Annotated in this window: 21 protein-coding genes; 11 read left to right on the top strand and 10 right to left on the bottom strand. The window is 72.6% G+C overall.

Annotated features, from left to right (window positions below; translation table 11 throughout):
- Window positions 1-18: 18 nt before the first annotated feature.
- Window positions 19-468 (bottom strand): ABA4-like family protein, encoded by a 450-nt coding sequence (locus ACFUJR_RS10500; RefSeq protein ID WP_383169298.1) that lies wholly within the window; start codon window positions 466-468, stop codon window positions 19-21.
- Window positions 465-1,367, bottom strand: a complete 903-nt coding sequence (locus ACFUJR_RS10505; RefSeq protein ID WP_383169333.1) for a hypothetical protein — start codon at window positions 1,365-1,367, stop codon at window positions 465-467. The genes ACFUJR_RS10500 and ACFUJR_RS10505 overlap by 4 nt, the downstream gene beginning before the upstream one ends.
- A 177-nt stretch (window positions 1,368-1,544) precedes the next feature.
- Here ACFUJR_RS10505 and ACFUJR_RS10510 point away from each other — a divergent pair, with 177 nt between their 5' ends.
- Window positions 1,545-2,177, top strand: a complete 633-nt coding sequence (locus ACFUJR_RS10510) for a MerR family transcriptional regulator (protein ID WP_383169300.1) — start codon at window positions 1,545-1,547, stop codon at window positions 2,175-2,177.
- 172 nt (window positions 2,178-2,349) lie between these two features.
- Here ACFUJR_RS10510 and ACFUJR_RS10515 read toward each other — a convergent pair whose 3' ends face one another.
- Window positions 2,350-3,186 carry a siderophore-interacting protein gene (locus ACFUJR_RS10515; RefSeq protein ID WP_383169302.1) on the bottom strand — a complete coding sequence of 279 codons (837 nt, stop codon included), beginning with the start codon at window positions 3,184-3,186 and terminating at the stop codon, window positions 2,350-2,352.
- A 73-nt stretch (window positions 3,187-3,259) separates the two neighbouring features.
- A complete protein-coding gene (locus ACFUJR_RS10520; RefSeq protein WP_383169335.1) occupies window positions 3,260-4,165 on the bottom strand; it encodes a 5'-3' exonuclease H3TH domain-containing protein in 906 nt (301 codons plus the stop codon).
- A gap of 340 nt (window positions 4,166-4,505) precedes the next feature.
- Between ACFUJR_RS10520 and ACFUJR_RS10525 the strand changes: the two genes are divergently transcribed.
- The 4 genes from ACFUJR_RS10525 to ACFUJR_RS10540 all read left to right on the top strand — a co-directional run bounded on the left by ACFUJR_RS10525 (window position 4,506) and on the right by ACFUJR_RS10540 (window position 8,860).
- On the top strand, window positions 4,506-5,579 hold the full coding sequence (locus ACFUJR_RS10525; protein WP_383169304.1) for a glycine betaine/L-proline ABC transporter ATP-binding protein: 1,074 nt from the start codon (window positions 4,506-4,508) through the stop codon (window positions 5,577-5,579).
- Window positions 5,572-7,377 carry an ABC transporter permease/substrate binding protein gene (locus ACFUJR_RS10530; RefSeq protein ID WP_383169306.1) on the top strand — a complete coding sequence of 602 codons (1,806 nt, stop codon included), beginning with the start codon at window positions 5,572-5,574 and terminating at the stop codon, window positions 7,375-7,377. Before ACFUJR_RS10525 ends, ACFUJR_RS10530 begins: the two co-directional genes overlap by 8 nt.
- A 203-nt stretch (window positions 7,378-7,580) precedes the next feature.
- Window positions 7,581-8,132: a helix-turn-helix domain-containing protein gene (locus ACFUJR_RS10535; protein WP_383169308.1), complete on the top strand. Its 552-nt coding sequence runs from the start codon at window positions 7,581-7,583 to the stop codon at window positions 8,130-8,132.
- Window positions 8,129-8,860 carry a helical backbone metal receptor gene (locus ACFUJR_RS10540; RefSeq protein WP_383169310.1) on the top strand — a complete coding sequence of 244 codons (732 nt, stop codon included), beginning with the start codon at window positions 8,129-8,131 and terminating at the stop codon, window positions 8,858-8,860. The genes ACFUJR_RS10535 and ACFUJR_RS10540 overlap by 4 nt, the downstream gene beginning before the upstream one ends.
- Here the strand turns inward: ACFUJR_RS10540 and ACFUJR_RS10545 are convergent.
- The gene (locus ACFUJR_RS10545) at window positions 8,787-9,944 is read right to left on the bottom strand and encodes a TDT family transporter (RefSeq protein ID WP_383169312.1); all 1,158 of its coding nucleotides are present in this window, start codon (window positions 9,942-9,944) and stop codon (window positions 8,787-8,789) included. The two genes, ACFUJR_RS10540 and ACFUJR_RS10545, sit on opposite strands and share 74 nt — an antisense overlap.
- Window positions 9,945-10,014: 70 nt before the next feature.
- Between ACFUJR_RS10545 and ACFUJR_RS10550 the strand changes: the two genes are divergently transcribed.
- Both ACFUJR_RS10550 and ACFUJR_RS10555 read left to right on the top strand, forming a co-directional pair.
- Entirely contained in the window at window positions 10,015-10,950 is a 936-nt protein-coding gene (locus ACFUJR_RS10550) for a LysR family transcriptional regulator (RefSeq protein ID WP_383169314.1), read from the top strand.
- Window positions 10,951-11,100: 150 nt separating this feature from the next.
- Complete coding sequence (locus ACFUJR_RS10555) at window positions 11,101-11,718, top strand: DUF1707 domain-containing protein (protein WP_383169316.1); 618 nt, start codon at window positions 11,101-11,103, stop codon at window positions 11,716-11,718.
- A gap of 96 nt (window positions 11,719-11,814) precedes the next feature.
- Here ACFUJR_RS10555 and ACFUJR_RS10560 read toward each other — a convergent pair whose 3' ends face one another.
- The 3 genes from ACFUJR_RS10560 to ACFUJR_RS10570 all read right to left on the bottom strand — a co-directional run bounded on the left by ACFUJR_RS10560 (window position 11,815) and on the right by ACFUJR_RS10570 (window position 14,844).
- Window positions 11,815-12,495, bottom strand: a complete 681-nt coding sequence (locus ACFUJR_RS10560) for a gamma-glutamyl-gamma-aminobutyrate hydrolase family protein (protein WP_383169318.1) — start codon at window positions 12,493-12,495, stop codon at window positions 11,815-11,817.
- A gap of 28 nt (window positions 12,496-12,523) precedes the next feature.
- Window positions 12,524-13,966, bottom strand: coding sequence for an ethanolamine permease (gene eat, locus ACFUJR_RS10565; RefSeq protein ID WP_383169320.1), 1,443 nt, complete (start codon window positions 13,964-13,966; stop codon window positions 12,524-12,526).
- Between the two features lie 149 nt (window positions 13,967-14,115).
- A complete protein-coding gene (locus tag ACFUJR_RS10570; protein ID WP_383169321.1) occupies window positions 14,116-14,844 on the bottom strand; it encodes a FadR/GntR family transcriptional regulator in 729 nt (242 codons plus the stop codon).
- A 79-nt stretch (window positions 14,845-14,923) separates the two neighbouring features.
- Between ACFUJR_RS10570 and ACFUJR_RS10575 the strand changes: the two genes are divergently transcribed.
- From ACFUJR_RS10575 to ACFUJR_RS10590, 4 genes are read left to right on the top strand one after another with little or no spacing between them, the layout of a single operon-like run.
- Window positions 14,924-16,288 carry a glutamine synthetase family protein gene (locus ACFUJR_RS10575; protein ID WP_383169323.1) on the top strand — a complete coding sequence of 455 codons (1,365 nt, stop codon included), beginning with the start codon at window positions 14,924-14,926 and terminating at the stop codon, window positions 16,286-16,288.
- The gene (locus ACFUJR_RS10580) at window positions 16,255-17,670 is read left to right on the top strand and encodes an aldehyde dehydrogenase family protein (protein WP_383169336.1); all 1,416 of its coding nucleotides are present in this window, start codon (window positions 16,255-16,257) and stop codon (window positions 17,668-17,670) included. Before ACFUJR_RS10575 ends, ACFUJR_RS10580 begins: the two co-directional genes overlap by 34 nt.
- Window positions 17,667-18,449, top strand: coding sequence for a 3-oxoacyl-ACP reductase (locus ACFUJR_RS10585; RefSeq protein WP_383169325.1), 783 nt, complete (start codon window positions 17,667-17,669; stop codon window positions 18,447-18,449). Before ACFUJR_RS10580 ends, ACFUJR_RS10585 begins: the two co-directional genes overlap by 4 nt.
- Before the next feature lie 30 nt (window positions 18,450-18,479).
- Window positions 18,480-19,397, top strand: a complete 918-nt coding sequence (locus ACFUJR_RS10590) for a DUF2510 domain-containing protein (RefSeq protein ID WP_383169327.1) — start codon at window positions 18,480-18,482, stop codon at window positions 19,395-19,397.
- A 162-nt stretch (window positions 19,398-19,559) separates the two neighbouring features.
- On the opposite strand, the gene ACFUJR_RS10595 is transcribed toward ACFUJR_RS10590, so the two are convergent.
- Together ACFUJR_RS10595 and ACFUJR_RS10600 are read right to left on the bottom strand one after the other, a co-directional pair.
- Window positions 19,560-20,762, bottom strand: a complete 1,203-nt coding sequence (locus ACFUJR_RS10595) for an amino acid deaminase/aldolase (protein ID WP_383169329.1) — start codon at window positions 20,760-20,762, stop codon at window positions 19,560-19,562.
- A 333-nt stretch (window positions 20,763-21,095) separates the two neighbouring features.
- Window positions 21,096-21,283, bottom strand: a 188-nt coding sequence (locus ACFUJR_RS10600; protein ID WP_383450310.1) for a hypothetical protein, incomplete at its 5' end; no start/stop codon positions are given.

Here is a 21,283-nt window from a genome sequence, read left to right on the forward strand (position 1 = left end):
GGACCTCGGTGCAGCGGGTCAGGCGGTGTGGGGCGCCGGCACGGGGTGTGTGGGCTTCCTCTTTGCCGCCCGCAGCACCAGGAACACGAGCACTCCGAAGGGGGAGAGCAGGATCGTGAGGACGAGCAGCGGCCCCATCACCAGCGGCGAGATGTCCCGCAGGCGGGCCTCTCGGTACATCCACTGGCCGACCAGCAGATCCCAGGCGATGACCTGGGCCCAGACCGCTCCGGCCCCGTTCGCCAAAGCCGTGAGTTCCCGGAAGCGGTCGAGGTCCGGGCTGCTGACCGCCGCCCACAGCTCGGGGAAGACCGGGAGCGCCAGGGCGAGATAGACCGCCAGGATCGGCACGACGGTCAGCGGCGAGGCCGCGAGCCGCTCGGTCACGCGCCACCGGGGCGCGAAGATCATGAGCAGCCAGACGGGCGCGGCGAGGTAGAAGCTGAGGTCGAAGAGGAAGCCGGTCATGAGGCGAACTCCTTTGTGGTGGGGGCGGTCACGGTGGGGGTCGGGGTGCGCAGGGCCGCCCACGTCCCGGCCGCGGCGAGGAGCGCGATCGCGCCGGCCGCCGAGAGAGTGGCGCCGTCCGGGTCCAGCAGCGCCTGGCCGCGCACCGCCTGCCAGGTGACGAGGACGAAGAGCGCCGCGTACGTCCCCGAGGCCACGAACGTCAGCCGCAGGCGTACCCGTTCGTCGCGCAGCCGCGCGAACCTCGGGGCGAGCGTGACGAGCAGGAGCAGCACGAGCGGGATCGCCTGGAGGGCGTGCATGCCGAAGAAGTGGGCGATGCGCAGATCGCCGCCGGTCGTGGACCAGCCGGTCAGGGCCATCGAGGGACCGCCGTCCGGGACGCCGACACTGTGCGCGCCCACCACTCCCGCGTCGCCCCCGACCGCGAGCTGCTCGGGCGTGGGGCGCGTCATCACGAACCCGATCGCGGCGCCCACCAGGGCGATCAGGGCGGCGAGGCGCACGGCCCAGGCGGTGGCGCGGTCCAGGATCCGCGCGCGCAGCAGCAGGATCGCGATGACCAGCGCGGCCAGCCACAGGAGGGCGACGGTGGCGCCCATGACCCGGAAGACGGCTGAGTCGAAGGGCGTCTCGTGGTTGAAGTGGCTCTGCCGGCCGCGGATCGCCTGCATCGTGATCAGTACCACCTCGATGAGACTCGTCACGGCCACCGCCGTCCCCGCCCACCAGCCGACCCGGCGGCCGTGGGGGAGCAGGGTGAGCATCCAGGCGAGCGTCGTGCAGTACGCGACGAACGACACCGCGAACTTGAACGGCTTCGTCCAGATCGGCACACCGACCAGGATCCGGTCGTCGAAGAGCACCCCGCCGAAGGCGACGACGGCGAGTAACGCCATGGACGCGGAGAACCAGACCAGGGGCCGGTGGAGGTCGTGCAGACGCGGAAAGGATGAGGACATGGGTACCCCCGTGATGTACGGATAGCAATACTCTCTGCTATCTGATAGCGCCACTATCTAGGATGGAGAGGTCGCTCGGCAAGTCCGGAGCGAAACGGGAAAGGTGAACGCAGAGTGCGCATCGGAGAATTGAGTCGCCGCACCGGGGTGTCGGTGCCGACGATCAAGTACTACCTACGGGAAGGGCTGCTGCCGGCCGGGGAGTTGACGAGCCCCAACCAGGCTTCGTACGACGAGACGCACGAGCGGCGCCTTCGCCTGATCCGCGCGCTTCTGGATGTCGGCGGACTGTCGATCGCCGGGATCCGCGAGGTGCTCGCGGCGATCGAGGACCGCGAACGGCCCGTGCACAGGATGCTGGGCGCGGCGGCGGACCGCGTGGTGCCGCGCTATACGGAGGAGCCGGGTGAAGGCGTCGTCGTGGCCCGCAAGGCCGTCGCCGACCTGATCGCCCGGCGCGGCTGGGGCACGTCCCCGGAGAGCCCGGCGGCGGAGGCGCTCGCGGTCGCCCTGGCGGCGCTGACGGAGGTCGGCCACGGAGGGTTCGCCCAGGTGCTCGACACGTACGCGGAGGCGGCGGAGCAGGTGGCCCGGGCGGACCTGGAGTACGTCGCGGGCAACGTGGAGCGGGAGGAGCTCGTCGAGAGCGTCGTGGTGGGGACGGTGCTGGGGGACGCGATGTTCGCGGCGCTGCGGAGGCTGGCGCACGTGGACGCGTCGGGAAAGGTCTTCGGCACGGGTGGGTGACCGCACACCGTGAAGGTGTCAGGCGCTTCGGCGCCGGGCGCCGCGCTGCGACGGTGCGGGTGCCGCCCTCACGGGGCGCGCCCGTAGCCCTCCGCGTGAAGTCCGGGAAGGCCCCAGGCCCCGGACCCGAAGCTGAGGGGCGGGGCGCCGTCCGCCCCGCCCGCTCCGGCGGTCAGTTCTCCTGCTCGCGCTCCACCTGGTCGTTCCAATCGCGCTTGATCGCGCGCCAGGCCTCGTCCGTCTTGCCCAGGCGCCAGTAGCCCGAGATCGAAAGGCGCTCACGGGCGACCTGGCGGTCCAGGCGCAGATGGCGGCGGAGCTCCTTCACGAAGCCTGCCTCGCCGTGGACGAAGGCGTGGACGTCGCCCGCCGGGAACTCCAGCGCGCGAACCGCCTGCAGCAGGGCCTCGCCCGTCGGACGGTCGCCTCGGTGCAGCCAGGTCACCTCGACGCCGCCCGCCGTCGCGAACTTCTGCTCCTCCGAGGCGTCCGCGACCTCCAGGAACGCGTGGACCGTCGAGCCCTCCGGCAGCCGCTCCAGGGCCACCGCGATCGCCGGCAGCGCGCTCTCGTCGCCGACCAGGAGGTGCCAGTCGGCCTCGGTGTCCGGCGCGTAGCCGCCGCCCGGGCCCAGGAAGCGGATCGTCTCGCCCGCGACGGCCCGCGCGGCCCAGGGCCCGGCCAGACCCTCGTCGCCGTGGACCACGAAGTCGACGGCCAGCTCGCGGTGGACCGGGTCCCAGCTCCGTACCGTGTACGTCCGCGTGGTCGGCCACTGCTCGCGCGGGAACTCCGCACGGATGCGCTCCATGTCGAACGGCTCCGGGTAGCGCACGCCCTCGGGCGCGAAGAGCAGCTTCACGTAGTGGTCGGCGTACTCGCCCACGGTGAAGGCGTCCAGGCCCTCTCCGCCCAGCACGACCCGCACCATGTGCGGCGTGATCCGCTCCGTGCGCACCACCCGCGCCTCGTGGGCCTGCGGTGCCTTGCGCGCGGGCTGCTCTGCCACGACGGTCTCCCTGACTCGGCGAACTTAGGTATACCTAAGCTAGCATCCCGGGTGGCCGTCGGCCCACCGCGGCTCAGCGCGCCAGCACGGGAAGCAGCCGCCCGACCGCCCCGCCGAGCCCCCACCGCGTCACCAGCTCCGCCACCGCCTCGGGGTCGCGCGGCGAGACCGGCAGGGCCGGGTCGAACTCCGGCAGCGGGACGTCCCCGGCCACGCGGACCACCGTCGGGGCCACGTCCAGATAGGCCGCCGCCTCCACGATCCCGCGCCGCTTGGCCGGGGTCAGCTTCGACGTACGGTCCACGGCTGCCGTCCGCACCCCCGCCAGATCGCCGTACTCCGTGATCAGCTGCGCGGCCGTCTTCTCGCCGATGCCCTTCACCCCGGGCAGTCCGTCGCTCGCGTCACCGCGCAGCGCCGCGAAGTCGGCGTACTGGTCCGCCCGCACCCCGTACTTCGTACGGATCATCTCTTCGTCGACCAGATCGCAGTCGCCCACGCCCTTGCGCGGATACAGCACGCGCACGCCCCGCTCGTCGTCCACCAGCTGGAACAGGTCCCGGTCGCCCGTGACGATGTCCACCGGCCCCTTCGACTGCCCGGCCAGCGTCCCGATGACGTCGTCCGCCTCGTACCCCGCGACCCCGACCCGGGCGATACCGAGGGCGTCGAGCACGGCCTCGATCACCGGCACCTGCGGGGCGAGCGTGTCCGGGACCTCCTCCTCGTCCGGCCCGGTCTCCGTCACCACGGCGACCCGGTGCGCCTTGTACGAGGGGATCAGGTCCACCCGCCACTGCGGGCGCCAGTCGGCGTCCATGCAGGCGACCAGGTCGTCGGGGTGGTGGTCCTGGACGAGCCGGGTGATGAAGTCGAGCAGGCCGCGCACGGCGTTGACGGGCGTGCCGTCCGGAGCCCGGACCGAGTCCGGCACGCCGAAGTACGCGCGGAAGTACAGAGAGGCGGTGTCGAGGAGCATCAGGCGTCGGGTCACACCCCGATCATGCCGCACCCCTCTGACAGCGGCCCCACGCGACGAGCGGCATCCCCCCGACGAGCGGCATCCCCCCGACGAGCGGCCTCCCCCCCGACCCCGTCTCCCGTGACCCCCGTCACCTTCGCGTTTGAGGTGTGAAGCCCCGGGCAGGCGGGGGCCCGGAGCGGACCCGGTCCGGCTGCTCGCCTGCGAAGCGCCGGACGTCACGGGAGTCGCGGGCCGAGACCGCCCCGCTCCACGGCCCGGCTGCGGGGGCAGCGGGCCCCCGAGGACGACGTCCGAGGGGGCGGGCCGTCTTTTCGTTTCGACGCGTGAGGTGTATGTGTCCAGGCTCCAGGCCGATCACCTGTACAAGGTGTTCGGCAGACGACCCGACGAAGCCGTGAGGAAGCTCGCCAACGGCGCGGACCGCGACGAGCTCCGCGTCGACGGCACGACCGCGGCGGTGATCGACGCTTCCTTCGCCGTCGACCCCGGTCAGATCTTCGTGGTGATGGGTCTGTCCGGATCCGGCAAGTCCACCCTTCTGCGCATGCTCAACGGCCTGCTCGAGCCCACCGCGGGCCGCGTGCTGTTCGACGGCACGGACCTCACCGCGCTCAGCCCCCGCGATCTGCGCACCGTGCGGTCCACGAAGATCAGCATGGTCTTCCAGCACTTCGCCCTCTTCCCGCACCGCAGCGTCCTCGAGAACGCCGCGTACGGCCTGGAGGTCCAGGGCGTCCCGCGCGCCGAGCGCGAGACCCGGGCCGCCGAGGCCCTGGGGCTGTGCGGACTCGCCGGCTGGGAGAAGTCCTGGCCCGACGAACTCTCCGGCGGCATGCAGCAGCGCGTGGGCCTCGCCCGCGCGCTCGCCACCGACGCCGACCTGCTCCTCATGGACGAGTCGTTCAGCGCCCTCGACCCGCTGATCCGCCGCGACATGCAGGACCAGCTCCTCGAACTGCAGAAGCGGCTGAAGAAGACCATCGTCTTCATCACCCACGACCTCAACGAAGCCATGCGCCTCGGCGACCGCATCGCGGTGATGCGCGACGGCCGGATCGTCCAGCTCGGCAGCGCCGAGGACATCCTGATCCGTCCCGCCAACGACTACGTCGCCTCCTTCATCCAGGACGTCGACCGCTCGCGCGTGCTCACGGCCGCCGCCGTGATGACCGAGCCCGACCACCCGCGGCCCGACGGCTGCGACTGCGAGACCGTCGGCCCCGACACTCCCGTCGCCGAGCTGTGCGCCGTCAGCGCCCGCGTCCCGCACGCGGTGGCCGTCAAGGACGCCGACGGCACCGTCCTCGGTGTCGTACCGCAGTCCCGGCTGATCGGCTTCATCGGGGACGAGCAGCGCCCGCCCGTTGCCTGCACCACCGGCGCGAAGGAGGTGGCCACCCATGCCTAGGCTCCCTCTCGGCCAGTGGGTCGACAGCTCCGTCGACTGGCTCCAGGCCCAGCTCTCGTGGCTCTTCGACGCGATCACCACCGTCGTCACCGGTCTCTACGACGGGATCGACGCGGTCCTCTCGGCCCCCGAGCCGCTGCTCTTCGCCGGCATGCTCGCCGTCGTCGCCTGGTGGCTGCGCGGGCTCACCGCCGGTGCGCTCGCCTTCGCGGGCTTCGCGCTCGTCGACTCCGTCGAGCTGTGGGACGACGCCATGTCGACCCTCTCGCTGGTGCTCGTCGCCACCCTCGTGACCCTCGTGATCGCCGTACCGCTCGGCATCTGGGCGGCCCGCTCCAAGACCGTCAGCGCCGTGCTCCGCCCGGTCCTGGACTTCATGCAGACCATGCCCGCCATGGTCTACCTGATCCCCGGCATCATCTTCTTCGGCGTCGGCGTGGTCCCCGGCATCATCGCCACCATCGTCTTCGCCCTGCCGCCCGGCGTGCGGATGACCGAACTCGGCATCCGCCAGGTCGACGGCGAACTCGTCGAGGCGGCCGAGGCGTTCGGTACCACCCCGCGCAACACGCTGCTGCGCGTGCAGCTCCCGCTCGCCCTGCCCACGATCATGGCCGGCATCAACCAGGTCATCATGCTCGGCCTGTCCATGGTCGTCATCGCCGGCATGGTCGGCGGCGGCGGGCTCGGCGGCGCGGTCTACCGCGCCATCGGCAACGTCGACATCGGCCTGGGCTTCGAGGCCGGCATCTCCATCGTCATCCTCGCCATGTACCTCGACCGGATGACCGGCGCGCTGGGCCGCCAGGTCTCGCCGCTCGGCCGCCGGGCGCTCGCCAAGGCCCGGGCCGTGAGCGCCGCGCGCGCCGGCGCGAAGCTCTGGGGCCACCGCCCGCAGCCCGTCACCGCACTCGTGGGCGTGGTCGTCCTCGCGCTCGTCGCGGGCGGCATGGGCTTCCTCGGCGGCGGCGCGGCGTCGACGACGGCCGGCGGCAAGGACATCGGACACGGCAAGAAGATCACCATGGGCTACATCCCGTGGGACGAGGGCATCGCCTCCACCTTCCTCTGGAAGGAACTGCTCGAACGGCGCGGCTACGAGGTCGACGCCAAGCAGCTGGAGGCCGGCGCCCTCTACACGGGCATGGCGGGCGGCCAGATCGACTTCGAGACCGACTCCTGGCTCCCGGTCACGCACGCCCAGTACTGGGAGAAGTACCGGAACAAGCTGGAGGACCTCGGCTCCTGGTACGGCCCGACCTCGCTGGAGCTGTCCGTGCCGTCCTACATGAAGGGAATCGACTCGCTCGACGACCTCAAGGGCAGGAGCGGCCGGTTCAAGGGCCGGATCATCGGCATCGAGCCGAGCGCCGGAATGATGGGCATCCTCAAGGACAAGGTCCTCGACGCGTACGGCCTCAAGGGCGAGTACAAGGTCGTCGACGGCTCCACGCCCGGCATGCTCGCCGAGCTGAAGCGCGCGTACGACAAGAGGGAACCGGTCGTCGTGACGCTCTGGTCGCCGCACTGGGCCTACTCGGCGTACGACCTGAAGAAGCTCAAGGACCCCCAGGGGACCTGGGGCAAGGGCGACGGCGTCCACACCCTCGCCCGCAAGGGTTTCACCGCCGACCACCCCGAGGTCGGTGCCTGGCTGAAGAATTTCGAGCTGACCGAGAAGCAGCTCACGGACCTCGAAGCCGCCATCCAGGAGACCGGCAAGGGCAAGGAACAGGAAGCCGTCCGCGGCTGGCTGGACGAGAACCCCGGTCTCGCCGAGAAGCTGGCCCCGCAGTAGGGCCGGCGAGGTAGGCCCGAGGGCCGCAGCGGGAATCCCGGGGGCCCTGGCGGGAATCCCGGCTCCCGGCCGCACAGGGGTGGTCGCCGAACGTGTTCGGCGGCCACTCCTTTTCGCCACGACGCGAAACCCCGCGCCAAAGCTGCGTAAGGTTCAGGTAACCGACCAGTACGCGGCACCGAGGCACGAGGGAGGGAGCGGACGTGGACGAGAAGGACTCACCACGCGTGGGCGCGGCCGTCAAGAGGCGCCGCAGGGCCCTCCAGCTGACCCTGGCCGTCGTCGCCTCGCGCAGCGGACTGTCCGTGCCCTTCCTCAGCCAGATCGAGAACGAGCGGGCCCGCCCCAGCGACCGCTCCCTCTCCCTCGTCGCAGGCGCCCTGGAGACCACGGCCGCCGACCTCCTCGCCGCGGCCGAGGCGGCCCGCACCGTCGACGTCGTCCGGGCCGACGAGCACCCCCACGCGATGCCCGCCGGCGTGCGGACCCTCGTCCGCGGCCGGCACCAGCTGCACGCGCTGGAGTTCACCGGCGAGCGGGACGCGGGCCGTGAATTCCAGCACCGCAACGACGAGTTGCTGTTCGTCGCCGACGGCGCCGCGGAGGTCGAGGCCGAAGGCCGGGCGTACCGGCTCGAGCGCGGCGACACGCTCTACCTCTCCGGAGGCGTACGGCACCGCTGGCGCGCCACCGAGCCCGGCACCCGCCTCCTCGTCGTCGCCGTCGCCGAGCACATCGAGGCCGACGACACATGAGCCCGGCGGCCCGTGTCGTCTCCCTCGTCCCCTCGCTGACCGAGGCCGTCGCCGTCACCGCACCCGGCCTGCTCGTCGGCGCCACCGACTGGTGCAGCCACCCGTCGGACCTCGACGTCGCGCGGATCGGGGGCACCAAGAACCCCGACGTCGCGGCCGTCGTCGCGCTCCGCCCCGACCTGGTGATCGCCAACGAGGAGGAGAACCGCGCCCCCGACCTGGACGCCCTGCGCGCCGCAGGGATCGAGGTCCTGGTCACCGAGGTCCGTACGCTCGACCAGGCGTTCGGCGAGCTGGACCGCGTGCTGCGGGCCTGCGGCATCCCGGACCGGCCGCGCTGGCTGGACGAGGCGGAGGAGGCGTGGGCGGCCGTCGGGGTCCCAGGCCCGCCGCTGACGGCCGTCGTGCCGATCTGGCGCCGGCCCTGGATGGTCCTCGGCCGGGACACCTTCGCCGGTGACCTGCTCGCCCGCCTCGGGGTACGGCAGGTGTACGCGGCGCACACCGAGCGCTACCCGCGCGTCCCGATCGACGAGCTCCGGGCGGCGGGCGCCGACCTGGTGGTCCTGCCGGACGAGCCGTACCGCTTCACGCGCGACGACGGTCCCGAGGCGTTCCCCGGGACCGCCGCCGCACTCGTCAGCGGGCGTCATCTCACGTGGTACGGGCCGTCACTGGCCGAGGCGCCACGGGTCCTCGCCCGGGAGCTGCGAGCAGCGCACCGCTGAACAGCCCGCGCAGGGTGTGGAATCCGGCCACCAGCCAGGCCGCGACGAGGAAGACGTACAGCGCGATCGCGAGCCAGCGGTACACGGCGAGGCCGGTGTGCTGGGCGAGCCCCTCCGCGCCCGTCACGCAGGTGCCGACCGGGAAGGTGAAGGCCCACCAGGTCATCGCGAATCCCATGCCGCGACGGCGGGCCCGCACCACCATCGCGCCGGCCAGCGCCAGCCACAGCAGGGCGAAGCCCATGACAGGGACGCCGTAGAGGACGGCGAAGGCGGCGAAGCCGTGCGCGTACGGAGCGGGTAGCACGCCCGGCGCGACGTCGGCGAACTTGTTCGCGGCGGTGGTCGACTGGCCCAGCGGGCCGAGGACCAGGAAGAGCGTCGGGGTGAGCGCGAGCGGCAGCGGGCCGCTGGTCACCAGGCGGCCGAAGACCAGCGGCAGCATGACGAGCGTCGCGAGCAGGCTGATGCCGAACATGGCGTAGCAGGCGATCAGCAGGGTCTGCTGGGGCTGCCCGGCGGGCAGGTGGGGCAGGAGCAGCGGGCCGACCGCCGCGGAGACCATGGGCGCGACGACGGGCAGCAGCCACACGGGGGAGGCGCCCTCGATCCTGTGGTGCACCACCATCAGGTACGGGATCGTCACGGCGGCGGCCAGGCCGATCACCGTGCCCGCGGTGAACAGGACCGTGTCGAGGGCGACGGACGCGGGAACGCCGATCCAGTCCCGGCCGACGATCGGCGCGCCGGCGCCGACCGCGAGCAGCGCCATCGACAGACAGCCGTAGAACGGGGCCACGGCCGGGTCCATGAGATGCTCCCTGGCCCGGTCGCGGTGGTGGATCCAGTGCGCGGCACGGGCGGTGAGCAGGGTGAGCAGCATCGCGGCGGAGAGGGCCCAGACGGCCGTGCAGGCGGTCCGCAGACCGGGGACGTGCACGGGGAGCGTCGCTCCCGCGTTGGCGACGATGGCGGTGCCCATCACCGCGGCGTACCAGTTGGGGCCGAGGTGACGGACCGAGGCCGCCCGTACGCCGGGGGTGGTGGCGAGAGGGGCCGGAAACGAAGGTGCGAGTGTTGCCATGGCCCCAGATTCGCGCGGCAGCGCGGGCCCGACCAGGGATCTTGCCGCTATGACGTCATAAGCTGTCTTTATGAGCAGTGAGCCGAGTCAGACCGTACCCCTGTCCCACCGGGTGCCCGACCTCGGCGCGCTCGAACTGCTCCTGGCCGTCGCCCGCCACGGCAGCCTGGGGCGGGCCGCCCGCGAGGTGGGCATCACCCAGCCCGCGGCGAGCAGCCGGATCCGGTCGATGGAGCGGCAGCTGGGGGTCGCCCTGGTGGACCGTTCGCCGCGCGGCTCACGGCTCACGGACGCGGGGGCGCTGGTGACGGACTGGGCGCGGCGGATCGTCGAGGCGGCGGAGGCCTTCGACGCGGGGGCGCAGGCGCTGCGGGGACGGCGGGACTCACGGCTGCGGGTGGCCGCGTCGATGACGATCGCCGAGTACCTGCTGCCGGGTTGGCTGATCGCGCTGCGGGGGGACCGGCCGGACACGGCCGTGTCGCTGATGGCGGGGAACTCGGCGGCGGTCGCGGAGCGGCTGCTCGCGGACGAGGCGGACCTGGGGTTCGTGGAGGGGCTCGCCGTGCCCGAGGGCCTGGACGGGGCGGTCGTCGCCCGCGACCGGCTCGTCGTGGTCGCCGCGCCGTCCCATGTGTGGGCCCGCCGCCGCCGGCCGCTCGACCCGGGGGAGCTGGCGGCGACCCCGCTGATCCTGCGCGAGCGGGGGTCGGGGACCCGCCAGGTCCTCGACTCCGCGCTCTCCGCGCACGGCGGGCTCGCGCAGCCGCTGCTCGAACTCGCCTCCACGACGGCCGTGAAGGCGGCGGCGGTCAGCGGGGCGGGGCCGGCCGTGCTGAGCGAACTCGCGATCGCGGAGGAGCTGGCGTCCCGCCGCCTGGTCGAGGTCCCGGTGGACGGCGTCCTGCTCCGCCGCGACCTCCGCGCGGTCTGGCCCACGGGCCACCGCCCCACGGGCCCTGCCCGGGACCTCCTGTCCCTGACGAGGGCGACGCCGACGGGGTGAAGGTGCCGGGCGGGCGGCGGACGAACGGGGCCGGTGCTGTGGGATGCCTGCGGGCGCGTGGTGGTGAGGGCGCGATTCCCGCGCCCCTGAGCCGTGTTGGAGATGTACGGATCGAGTCCGCCCGGTCCGCCGGCTGCTTATCCTTGTCGCATGACTGCCCAGCCATCGGAGCCCTCTCCGCGACCCGCTCGATCAGGAAGGCTCCGCGCCTCTCACGACGACCGGGAAGCGGTGGTGGAGCAGCTGCGCGACGCGGCGGCCGAGGGGCGAATCGATTTCGACGAGCTTGACGAGCGCCTGGAGCAGGCGCTGAAGGCCAAGACCCACGCCGAGTTGGCCGTCCTGACCGCCGACCTGCCGAAGCCGGTCTCCGCTGCGAGCCTGCCGCCGCTGGTGCTCAAGGGGGGCGTCAACGGCGCGTCCCGGGGCCCTGAGCGCTGGGAGGTTCCCGGGCGCGTGGTCGCTCACGGAGACGTGGGGGGTGTGAAGGTCGACTTCACCCGGGTCGAGTGTCGTCTCCCCGAGGTCGCGGTGGAGGCGTACGGGGAGACATCAGGTGTCACGATCGTCATCCCCGACAGCTGGGCCGCGGACACCAGCGGCATGGACCCAGGCTTCGGCGGCCTGACCGACAGGACGACTCCCGCCCGGCTTCCGGGGACTCCGCTGATCCGGCTCACCGGGTCCGGCGGCTTGGGGGGAGTGGTCATCCGCCACCCCAACCGCTGGGAACGGCGCAAGCTGCACAGGAACCCGACACAGGGCTAGGGCGTCGCGGGTCCGGCGCCGCGCCCCCAGGGGCCTCCGCAAGGGGTGCGGCGGCCCGCCCGCGGAGCGCGCACCCCCGCGCCGCCGAGGGGCCCCTCAGACCGACGCCGCCGCGACAAGACCCCGCATCACCCGCAGGTCCTCGCCCATCTCCGGGTGCCACTGGACGCCCAGGGCCCAGGCCGGGGCGGGAAGTTCGATCGCCTCGACGGTGCCGTCCTCCGCGTACGCCGAGGGGGACAGGTCCGCGCCCAGACGGTCCACCGCCTGGTGATGATAGGTGGGGACCGAGACGAGTTCCGGGGCCAGGGAGGCGTACAGCGTGCCGGGGACCGGCTTCACCGAGTGGCGGCCGATCACGCCGACCGACTCCACATGGCCGTCCAGGTGCTGGACCAGCGTGCCGCCGAGCGCCACGTTCAGCAGCTGCATGCCCCGGCAGATGCCCAGCACCGGCGTGCCGGAGGCGAGCGCCGCCTTGATCAGGGCCAGCTCCCACGCGTCCCTGGCCCGGGCCGGAGGGCCGGTACGGGGGTCGGGCTCGGCCCCGTACCGTACCGGCTCGACATCCGCCCCGCCCGCGACCACCAGACCGTCGATCCGCGCCACCACCGACGCGGCGACGGACGGGTCGTCCGGCGGGAGCATCGTCGCGAGGCCGCCGCTCGCCTGCACCAGACGCGGGTACGGCGCGGGCAGCAGCGCCGCGGGCATGTCCCACACGCCCCAACGGGCCTGGTCCAGATAGGTCGTCACGCCGATGAGCGGCTTGGACACGGAGCACTCCTCCTGATGACAGTGGTGGTCAGTCGCGTTCGAGTTCGGCCTCGGCCGCCGCCAGCGCCGCGAACTCCTCCTCCGGCGCCTTGGCCACCAGATGCTTCCGACTGTAGAACGCGAAGTAGGCGAGGGCGATCACATAGACCCCCAGCGCGATCAACGCCGCGTCCTTGTCGACGAGGAAGGTCGCCACCAGCGCCGACAGGGCCAGGGCGAACGCCACGGACGAGGTCACGACGCCGCCGGGGGTCCGGTACGGCCGCGGCAGATGCGGCTCGCGGCGCCGCAGAACGATGTGCGAGAGCGCCATCAGGGCGTACGAGATGGTCGCGCCGAACACCGCGATGTTCAGCATCCGCGCGCCGTTCCCGGTCCCCGCGGCCAGCGCGAAGCCGATCGCGCCGGGGATGAGCAGACCCAGGTAGGGCGACTTGCGGCGGCTGGTCAGCGAGAGGAAGCGCGGCAGGTAGCCGGCCCGGGAGAGCGCGAAGAGCTGGCGCGAGCCGGCGTAGATCAACGAGAAGAACGAGGCCACGAGCCCGGCGAGCCCCGCGTAGTTCACGAACCGGCTGAGCGTCGTCGGGTCCCCGTCGCCCTGCAGCGCCACGACCAGCGGGTTCCCCGCCTCCTGGATGGCGGCCGAGCCGCGCGCCCCGGTCGCGGCGACGAACGTCATCACGGCGAGCAGCACCAGGATGCCCATCGAGACCGCGAGCGCCCTGGGCATCGAGCGGACCGGGTCCTTGGCCTCCTCCGCGGCGAGCGGAACGCCCTCGACGCCGAGGAAGAACCACATGCCGAAGGGGAACGCGGCCCAGATCCCGAGGAGTCCGTACGGCAGCCAGGAGGTGGAGCCGAGGGCCTCGGTGTCGACCGGGATGTCGTTCAGCCCGTCGACGTGGAAGTCGCTGAGCGCGCCCAGCGCGAAGATGACCAGGGCCGCGACCGCGATCGCCGTCACGATCAGGCTGAAGCGGAGAGCCTCGCCCACGCCCCAGAGGTGGATGCCGATGAAGATCACGAAGCAGGCCAGGTAGACCGGCCACCCGGACTCCAGGCCGAAGAGGCCGAGCGATTCGACGTAGTCGCCGATGAAGATGGAGATCGCGGCGGGGGCGAGGATGTACTCGATGAGGATCGCGGTGCCCGTGAGAAAGCCGCCCCAGGTGCCGAGCGCCCGCCGCGCGAAGCCGTAACCGCCGCCCGCGGTGGGCAGGATGGCGGAGAGTTCGGCGAGCGCGAAGACGAGACAGGCGTACATCGCGCCCATCAGGACGGTCGCGATCGCCAGTCCGCCGAAGCCGCCCTTGGAGAGGCCGATGTTCCAGCCGGAGAAGTCGCCGGAGACGACATAGGCGACGCCGAGGCCCGTGAGCAGCAGCCAGCCGGCGCTGCCACGGCGCAGCGCCCGGCGTTCGAGGTAGTCGTCCGGTGCCGTCTTGTTCCCGGTGGTGTCTTCGAGCGTCATGGCAGCGTCAGCTCCCGCGTCGGGCCCAATGGATTGGTGCCATACCTTTGCGCCGCCCCGGCTGGAACGCAACCCCCGTGCGTTACTTTCGGGTTACGCGCGGTCCGGCCTCCGCGTCCCGTCGAGCGCGGCCGGCCCCGACGCCCCCCTCACGTCAGGAAGCCGCGCAGCAGCGCCGCCGTGCCCCCGCAGTGTTCGCGCATCACCTCGCGGGCCCCGTCCGCGTCGCCGTCCAGGACCGCCTCCACCAGGGCCGTGTGCTGGTGCTGGGAGTGCTCCAGGTTCCGTACGAGCAGCGGGATGCAGTCCAGGAGGTCGTTCACCGTCGCCCGCACGGCGGCGTACTGCGCCGTGAGCGTCGGAGAGCCGGAGAGCTCGGCCAGCGTGAGGTGGAGCAGCGTGTCCTGGCGCCGGTAGTCGTCGAGCGTGGCGTCGTGCGTGGCCGCGAGGGCCGTACGGAGCCGCTCCGCGCCCGCGTCGTTCAGGCCGTGCGCCGCGCACAGCCCTGCCGCGCCGACCTCCAGGACCTCCCGGAACCGCAGGGTGTCCTCCATGTCGACGGAGGCGATCCGGCGCCGCAGCTCGTCCTCGTCGGCCGTCTGCGGCCGGTGCAGCACGAACGTTCCGCCGTACCGCCCGCGCCGGCTCTCCACGAGGCCCTGCTCCTGGAGGACCTTCAGCACCTCGCGCAGGGTGACCCGGCTGATCCCCATGCGGTCGGCCAGCTCCCGCTCGGCGGGCAGCCGGCCGCCGCCGGGGACGAGTCCGAGCCGTACCACCTGGAGGATCTGCTCCAGTGCCTCCTCGAAACCGTTGCCCGCCCGGACCGGCCGCAGCACGGGCGTCAGCCGGTCCGCCGATTCACTCGTACTGGACACGTTCCCGTTTCCCCTTCCCAAGCAATGGTCTTCGGCAATACCTTATGGCTTCCGGCTGACCCAAGGAGGAGTACATCCCGTGGCAGACCGCAAAGCCCCGCTCTCCGTCGAGGAGCTACGCTCCCTCGTCGCCAGCGGTGAGATCGACACGGTCGTCCTCGCCTTCCCCGACATGCAGGGACGGCTCCAGGGCAAGCGGTTCGCCGCACCGTTCTTCCTCGACGACGTCCTCGACCACGGCACCGAGGGCTGCAACTATCTCCTGGCCGTCGACGCCGAGATGAACACGGTCGACGGATACGCGATGTCCTCCTGGGACCGCGGCTACGGCGACTTCGCCATGCGCCCCGACCTCTCCACCCTGCGGCGCGTGCCGTGGAACGAGGGTACGGCGATGCTCATCGCCGACCTCGCCTGGAACGACGGCTCGCCCGTCGTCGCCGCGCCCCGCCAGATCCTCCGTCGCCAGCTGGAACGGCTCGCCGAACACGGCTACACCGCCCATGTCGGCACGGAGCTCGAGTTCATCGTCTTCAAGGACACCTACGAGCAGGCCTGGGACGCGAACTACCGCGGCCTGACCCCGGTCAACCAGTACAACGTCGACTACTCGGTCCTGGGCACCGGCCGCGTCGAGCCCCTCCTGCGGCGGATCCGCAACGAGATGGCCGGCGCGGGCCTGACCGTCGAGTCCGCCAAGGGCGAGTGCAACCCGGGCCAGCACGAGATCGCCTTCAAGTACGACGAGGCGCTCGTCACCTGCGACCAGCACGCCGTCTACAAGACGGGTGCCAAGGAGATCGCCGCCCAGGAGGGCGTCTCGCTCACCTTCATGGCGAAGTACAACGAGCGCGAGGGCAACTCCTGCCACATCCACCTCTCCCTCCAGGACGCCGACGGGCGCAACGTCATGGCCGGCGACGGACCCGCCGGCATGTCGGAGATCATGCGCCACTTCCTGGCCGGCCAGCTCGCCGCCCTGCGTGACTTCTCCCTTCTCTACGCCCCCAACATCAACTCCTACAAGCGCTTCCAGCCCGGCTCCTTCGCCCCCACCGCCGTCGCCTGGGGCGTCGACAACCGCACCTGTTCCCTGCGCGTGGTCGGCCACGGCCGCTCGATGCGCTTCGAGAACCGCCTCCCCGGAGGGGACGTCAACCCCCACCTCGCCGTCGCGGGCCTGGTCGCCGCAGGTCTGTACGGCATCGAGCAGGGGCTCGAACTGCCCGCCGCCTGCGACGGCAACGCCTACGCGGCCGACCACGCCCACGTCCCCACCACCCTGCGCGAGGCCGCCGAGCTCTGGGAGACCAGCCCCATCGCCAAGGCCGCCTTCGGCGACGAGGTCGTCGCGCACTACCGCAACATGGCCCGCGTCGAACTCGACGCCTACGACGCCGCGGTGACCGACTGGGAGCTGCGCCGCTCCTTCGAACGCATGTGAGGAACGAGTTGCCGCACGAACTGCTTGTCCTGAACCCGGCGACCGAGGAGCTCGTCGCCACCGTCCCCGCCGCCACACCGCAGGACGTCGACGCCGCCGTCGTACGGGCGACCGAGGCCCAGCGCGGATGGGCCGCCGCGGCCCCCGCCGACCGCGCCCGGCTGCTGCGCCGGTTCGCCGCCGTCGTCGACGCCCACACCGAGGAACTGGCCTTCCTCGAAGTCCGCCAGGCCGGCCACACCCTCGGCAACGCCCGCTGGGAGGCGGGCAACGTCCGCGATCTGCTCGACTACGCGGCCGGCGGAGTGGAGCGGCTGAGCGGCCGGCAGATCCCCGTCGCCGGCGGCCTCGACATCACGATCCTCGAACCCCTCGGCGTCGTCGGCGTGATCGCGCCCTGGAACTTCCCCATGCCGATCGCCGCCTGGGCCACCGCCCCGGCCCTCGCCGCCGGCAACGCGGTGATCCTGAAGCCCGCCGAGACCACCCCGCTCACGGCTCTCCGGCTCGCCGAACTCGCCCTGGAGGCCGGCCTCCCAGAGAATCTCTTCCAGGTCCTTCCCGGCGAGGGGGCCGTCGCGGGCAACGCGCTCGTCGAGCACCCCGGCATCGCCAAGATCGTCTTCACCGGCTCGACGAGGGTCGGCAAGAGCATCATGGCGAAGTGCGCCGACCAGGTGAAGCGAGTGACGCTCGAACTCGGCGGCAAGAGCCCCAACATCGTCTTCGCCGACGCGGACATCGAGGCCGCCGCGGCGGCCGCTCCCATGTCCTTCCTCGACAACAGCGGCCAGGACTGCTGCGCCCGCACCCGTATCCTCGTCCAGCGCAGCGCGTACGACCGCTTCCTCGAGCTCCTCACCCCCGCCGTCGAGGAGATCGTCGTCGGAGACCCCGCCGACGAGAAGACCCAGATGGGCCCGCTGATCTCCAAGGCCCAGCTGGAGCGCGTACGGGCGTACGTCCCCGACTCCCTCCCCGGCATCCGCGGAAAGGCCCCCGAGGGCCCCGGCTTCTGGTTCCCGCCGACCGTCCTCACCGGCATCGCCGAGGACGCGCCCTGCGCCGTCGAGGAGGTCTTCGGGCCGGTGGCCGTCGTCCTGCCCTTCGAGGACGAGGCGGACGCCGTACGGCTCGCCAACGCCACCGACTACGGCCTCTCCGGCTCGATCTGGACCCGTGACGTCGGCCGCGCCCTGCGCGTCTCGTGCGCCGTCCGGGCCGGCAACCTCTCCGTCAACTCCCACTCCAGCGTCCGCTACTGGACCCCCTTCGGCGGCTACCAGCAGTCCGGTCTCGGCCGGGAGCTCGGCCCCGACGCACTGACCGCCTTCACCGAAACCAAGAACGTCTTCATCAGCACGGAGGGCCCCGCACTGTGAGCAACGAGACCATCTGCCGCCGCCTCGTCGGCCGCACCGCCGTCATCACCGGCGCCGGCAGCGGCATCGGCCTGGCCACCGCCCGCCGCCTCGCCTCCGAAGGCGCCAACGTCGTCTGCGGCGACATCGACGAGACCGCCGGCAAGGCCGCCGCCGAGGAGGTCGGCGGCACCTTCGTACAGGTCGACGTCACCGACCCCGAGGAGGTCGAGGCGCTCTTCAGGACCGCGTTCGACACCTACGGCTCCGTCGACATCGCCTTCAACAACGCGGGCATCTCGCCGCCCGACGACGACTCCATCCTCACCACCGGTCTCGAAGCGTGGAAGCGCGTCCAGGACGTCAACCTCACCTCCGTGTACCTGTGCTGCAAGGCCGCGCTGCCCTACATGCAGCGACAGGGCCGCGGCTCCATCATCAACACCGCGTCGTTCGTCGCCGTCATGGGCGCGGCCACCAGCCAGATCTCGTACACCGCCTCCAAGGGCGGGGTGCTGGCCATGTCCCGCGAACTGGGCGTGCAGTTCGCCCGCGAGGGCATCCGGGTCAACGCGCTCTGCCCGGGACCGGTCAACACCCCGCTCCTGCGGGAGCTGTTCGCCAAGGACCCGGAGCGCGCCGCGCGCCGACTGGTGCACATCCCCGTGGGCCGGTTCGCCGAGGCCGAGGAGATCGCCGCCGCCGTGGCCTTCCTTGCCAGCGACGACTCCTCCTTCGTCAACGCCACCGACTTCCTCGTCGACGGCGGCATCTCGGGCGCGTACGTGACCCCGCTGTAGGGCCTGTCACGCGGGCTCTAGGCTTGCGGGATGACCATGACGACGCCTCCCGGCTGGTACCCGGACCCGGCCGTGCCCACGGTCGAACGATGGTGGGACGGTACGAACTGGACCGCCCACACCCGGCAGGCCCCGGCCGCGCCCACGGTCGTCTCGCCGGCTCTGCCCGTACGCGGCGGCGGGCGGAGCCGGGCCGTCGTCCTCGGCGCGATCGCGGTGGCCGTGGTCGCGGCGGTCGTCGCGGGCGTGGTCGTGTTCGGTGGCGACGACCCTGAGGACCCGCCCACGGCGGGTCCGACGGCGGCCACGAGCACTCCCTCCGCGCCGTCCTCCTCCTCCACCACGGGCGGCGCGCCCGCCGAGGAGGAGGACGAGAACCCCACCCAGGTCGTGGACCAGCTCAACGGCATCACGCTTCCGGTCCTCAAGGGCTGGGAGAAGCCGGAGTACATGTCGGGCACGGTGCCGACGGTCGCGACCGCCGGCACCTATCCGTGTCCGGCCGTGGCCAACCGCGACTGCCGTCACGGCACGGTCTCCTCCCACACGGTGTCCGGGACCGACGCCACCACCCCCGAGGCGGTCGCCAAGGAGGACATCGCCCTGGCCGCCGAGGCCGCCTACGAGTCGGACGTCCTCGACAACCGCCTCTACGGCGGGATCCTCTCCCACAAGCTCGTCGCCGCCCGTCCCGCCGTCGTCGCCGGGCGCACCGGCTACCTGGTCCGCTGGCAGGTCGTCACCGCCAAGGGCCCGGGCGGGTACGTCCAGTCACTGGCCTTCCCCTCCCCGACGGGCAGCGAGTCCCCGGTCGTCGTGCGCTTCGCCTTCGACGCGGGTCCGGACGGGCCGTCGCTCGCCACGATGGACGCGGTCGCGCAAGGGATCCGGCCCATCGGCAGCGACACCAACGGGGGAGTGGGCAGCTCGATCACCCCGGGCGCGTAAGCGAACGCGGGGACCCGTTTCGCCAGACACGAGCGTCGCGGCGGTCCGGTCCTGCGGACGTGGGCGTCGTGCCGCCCGGTCCCACAGGCGGGAGCGGGCGCCGTCCGTTCTACAGGAGCGTGGCGTCCGGTCCCACAGGCGAGAAGCGGGCGCCGTCCGGTCCTACAGGAACGTGCGGCCCTCGCCCCGGTACGTCGGAACCGTCGCCGTGATCCGGTCACCCTCGATCAGCTGCAGGCTGTCGAACCGCTCGCACAGCTCACCGGCCTTCGCGTGCCGGAACCACACCCTGTCCCCGATGAGGAGATCGTCGGCCGCCGAGCCGACCAGCGGCGTCTGCACCTCGCCCGGACCCTCCTGCGGGTCGTACCGCAGCCCTTCCGGCAGGTACGGGACGGGCAGCCGGTCCACGCCCGCCGCGCCGGACGCCGGGTAACCGCCGCCGAGCACGGTCACCACGCCGACGCCGGGGCGGCGCACGACGGGCTGGGCGAAGAGGGCGGCCGGACGCCCTGTGAAGGACGTGTAGTTGTCGAACAGGCGCGGCACGTAGAGCCCCGAGCCGGCGGCGATCTCCGTCACCGCCTCCTCGGCCGCCGTGTGCTGCACACTGCCCGTACCGCCGCCGTTGACGAACTCCAGGTCCGGTGCCACCGCCCGGACCGCGCGGACCACGGCCGCGCGCCGGGACTCCAGCTCCCTGCGGGCGGCCGACTGCATGAGCCGGATCGCCCGGGACCGCAGCGGCCGTCCGGCGACCGAGTCCCCCACTCCGGCGACATGCCCTTCGTACGCCATGATCCCGACCAGCCGGAAGCCAGGCCTGCGGGCGATCGAGCGGGCCAGCTCGGCGAGCTGCGCGGGCTCGCGCAGCGGGGAGCGGAGCGCTCCTATCCGCACCCGGCCGCCCAGCAGCCGGAGCGAGGTGTCCAGCTCCAGGCAGACCCTGATCTCCTCGCCGCCGCCCGCGCGTGCCGCGTCGATCAGGTCCAGCTGCGCCGGGTCGTCGACCATCACCGTCACGGCGCCGGCGAGCTTCGGGTCGTTCGCCAGCTCGCCGAACGAGGTCCGGTCGGCGGACGGGTAGGCGAGCAGGACGTCCTCGAACCCGGCGCGCGCCAGCCACAGCGACTCGTCGAGGGTGAACGACATGATCCCCGCGAACCCCTCGCGCGCCAGGACCCGCTCGAGCAGCGCACGGCACCGCACGGACTTGCTCGCCACCCGGATCGGCTTGCCGCCGGCCCGCCGTACGAGATCGTCGGCGTTGGCGTCGAAGGCCTCCAGATCGACGATGGCGACGGGCGCGTCGAGGTGGACGGTGGCCCGGTCGTACCGGGCCCGGTCGGCGGCGCGGGGAGTCATGGCCCGAGCTTGCCAGACGGGTTTACGGGTGGGTAGCCCCTGAGTTCCCGTGCGGAGGGGAACAGCCCGTAGAGTGGCGGGCATTGCGAGGGCAGGAACCACGACGGAACGACCAGGGGGCGGGGATGAGCACCGACGCGCACCAGCCCGCCTCCCGCATCAGCGAGGCCCTGTTCCCGCCCGCGAGGCCGGCGCCCGACGGCGCGCCGCCGGGCGTCCCCGGCCCCGCCTCGCCGGACCGCGCTCCGGCGGCCCGCCCGGAGACCGCCGCACCGGCCGCCCCGACCGTCGCGGGCCCGCCCGGATTCCCGCCGCGCCCGACGGAACCCCCCGTCACCGACCCGCCCGCACCACCCGCGCGCCCCGCATCCGCACCACCCGAGCGTCCCGCACCACCGGCACCTGCGCGCCCCGCGCCGCCCGCTCCCGCGCGCCCCGCACCACCGGCGTTCGCGCGCCCCGCACCGCCCACGCCTGCCCGTCCTGCATCCACGCCGCCCGCGCGCCCCGCACCACCGGCG

The organism is Streptomyces sp. NPDC057271, from assembly GCF_042668715.1.
In the GTDB taxonomy this organism is placed as follows: Bacteria; Actinomycetota; Actinomycetes; order Streptomycetales; family Streptomycetaceae; genus Streptomyces.

What these genes read in the sequence shown, in the direction of transcription:
- ACFUJR_RS10500 (WP_383169298.1), bottom strand. Translation starts at nt 468, where the DNA reads ATGACCGGCTTCCTCTTCGACCTCAGCTTCTACCTCGCCGCGCCCGTC.
- ACFUJR_RS10505 (WP_383169333.1), bottom strand. Translation starts at nt 1,367, where the DNA reads ATGGCGTTACTCGCCGTCGTCGCCTTCGGCGGGGTGCTCTTCGACGAC.
- ACFUJR_RS10520 (WP_383169335.1), bottom strand. Translation starts at nt 4,165, where the DNA reads ATGCTCCTCGACACCGCCTCTCTGTACTTCCGCGCGTACTTCGGCGTG.
- ACFUJR_RS10530 (WP_383169306.1), top strand. Translation starts at nt 5,572, where the DNA reads ATGCCTAGGCTCCCTCTCGGCCAGTGGGTCGACAGCTCCGTCGACTGG.
- ACFUJR_RS10540 (WP_383169310.1), top strand. Translation starts at nt 8,129, where the DNA reads ATGAGCCCGGCGGCCCGTGTCGTCTCCCTCGTCCCCTCGCTGACCGAG.
- ACFUJR_RS10545 (WP_383169312.1), bottom strand. Translation starts at nt 9,944, where the DNA reads ATGGCAACACTCGCACCTTCGTTTCCGGCCCCTCTCGCCACCACCCCC.
- ACFUJR_RS10550 (WP_383169314.1), top strand. Translation starts at nt 10,015, where the DNA reads ATGAGCAGTGAGCCGAGTCAGACCGTACCCCTGTCCCACCGGGTGCCC.
- ACFUJR_RS10555 (WP_383169316.1), top strand. Translation starts at nt 11,101, where the DNA reads ATGACTGCCCAGCCATCGGAGCCCTCTCCGCGACCCGCTCGATCAGGA.
- eat (WP_383169320.1), bottom strand. Translation starts at nt 13,966, where the DNA reads ATGACGCTCGAAGACACCACCGGGAACAAGACGGCACCGGACGACTAC.
- ACFUJR_RS10590 (WP_383169327.1), top strand. Translation starts at nt 18,480, where the DNA reads ATGACCATGACGACGCCTCCCGGCTGGTACCCGGACCCGGCCGTGCCC.
- ACFUJR_RS10595 (WP_383169329.1), bottom strand. Translation starts at nt 20,762, where the DNA reads ATGACTCCCCGCGCCGCCGACCGGGCCCGGTACGACCGGGCCACCGTC.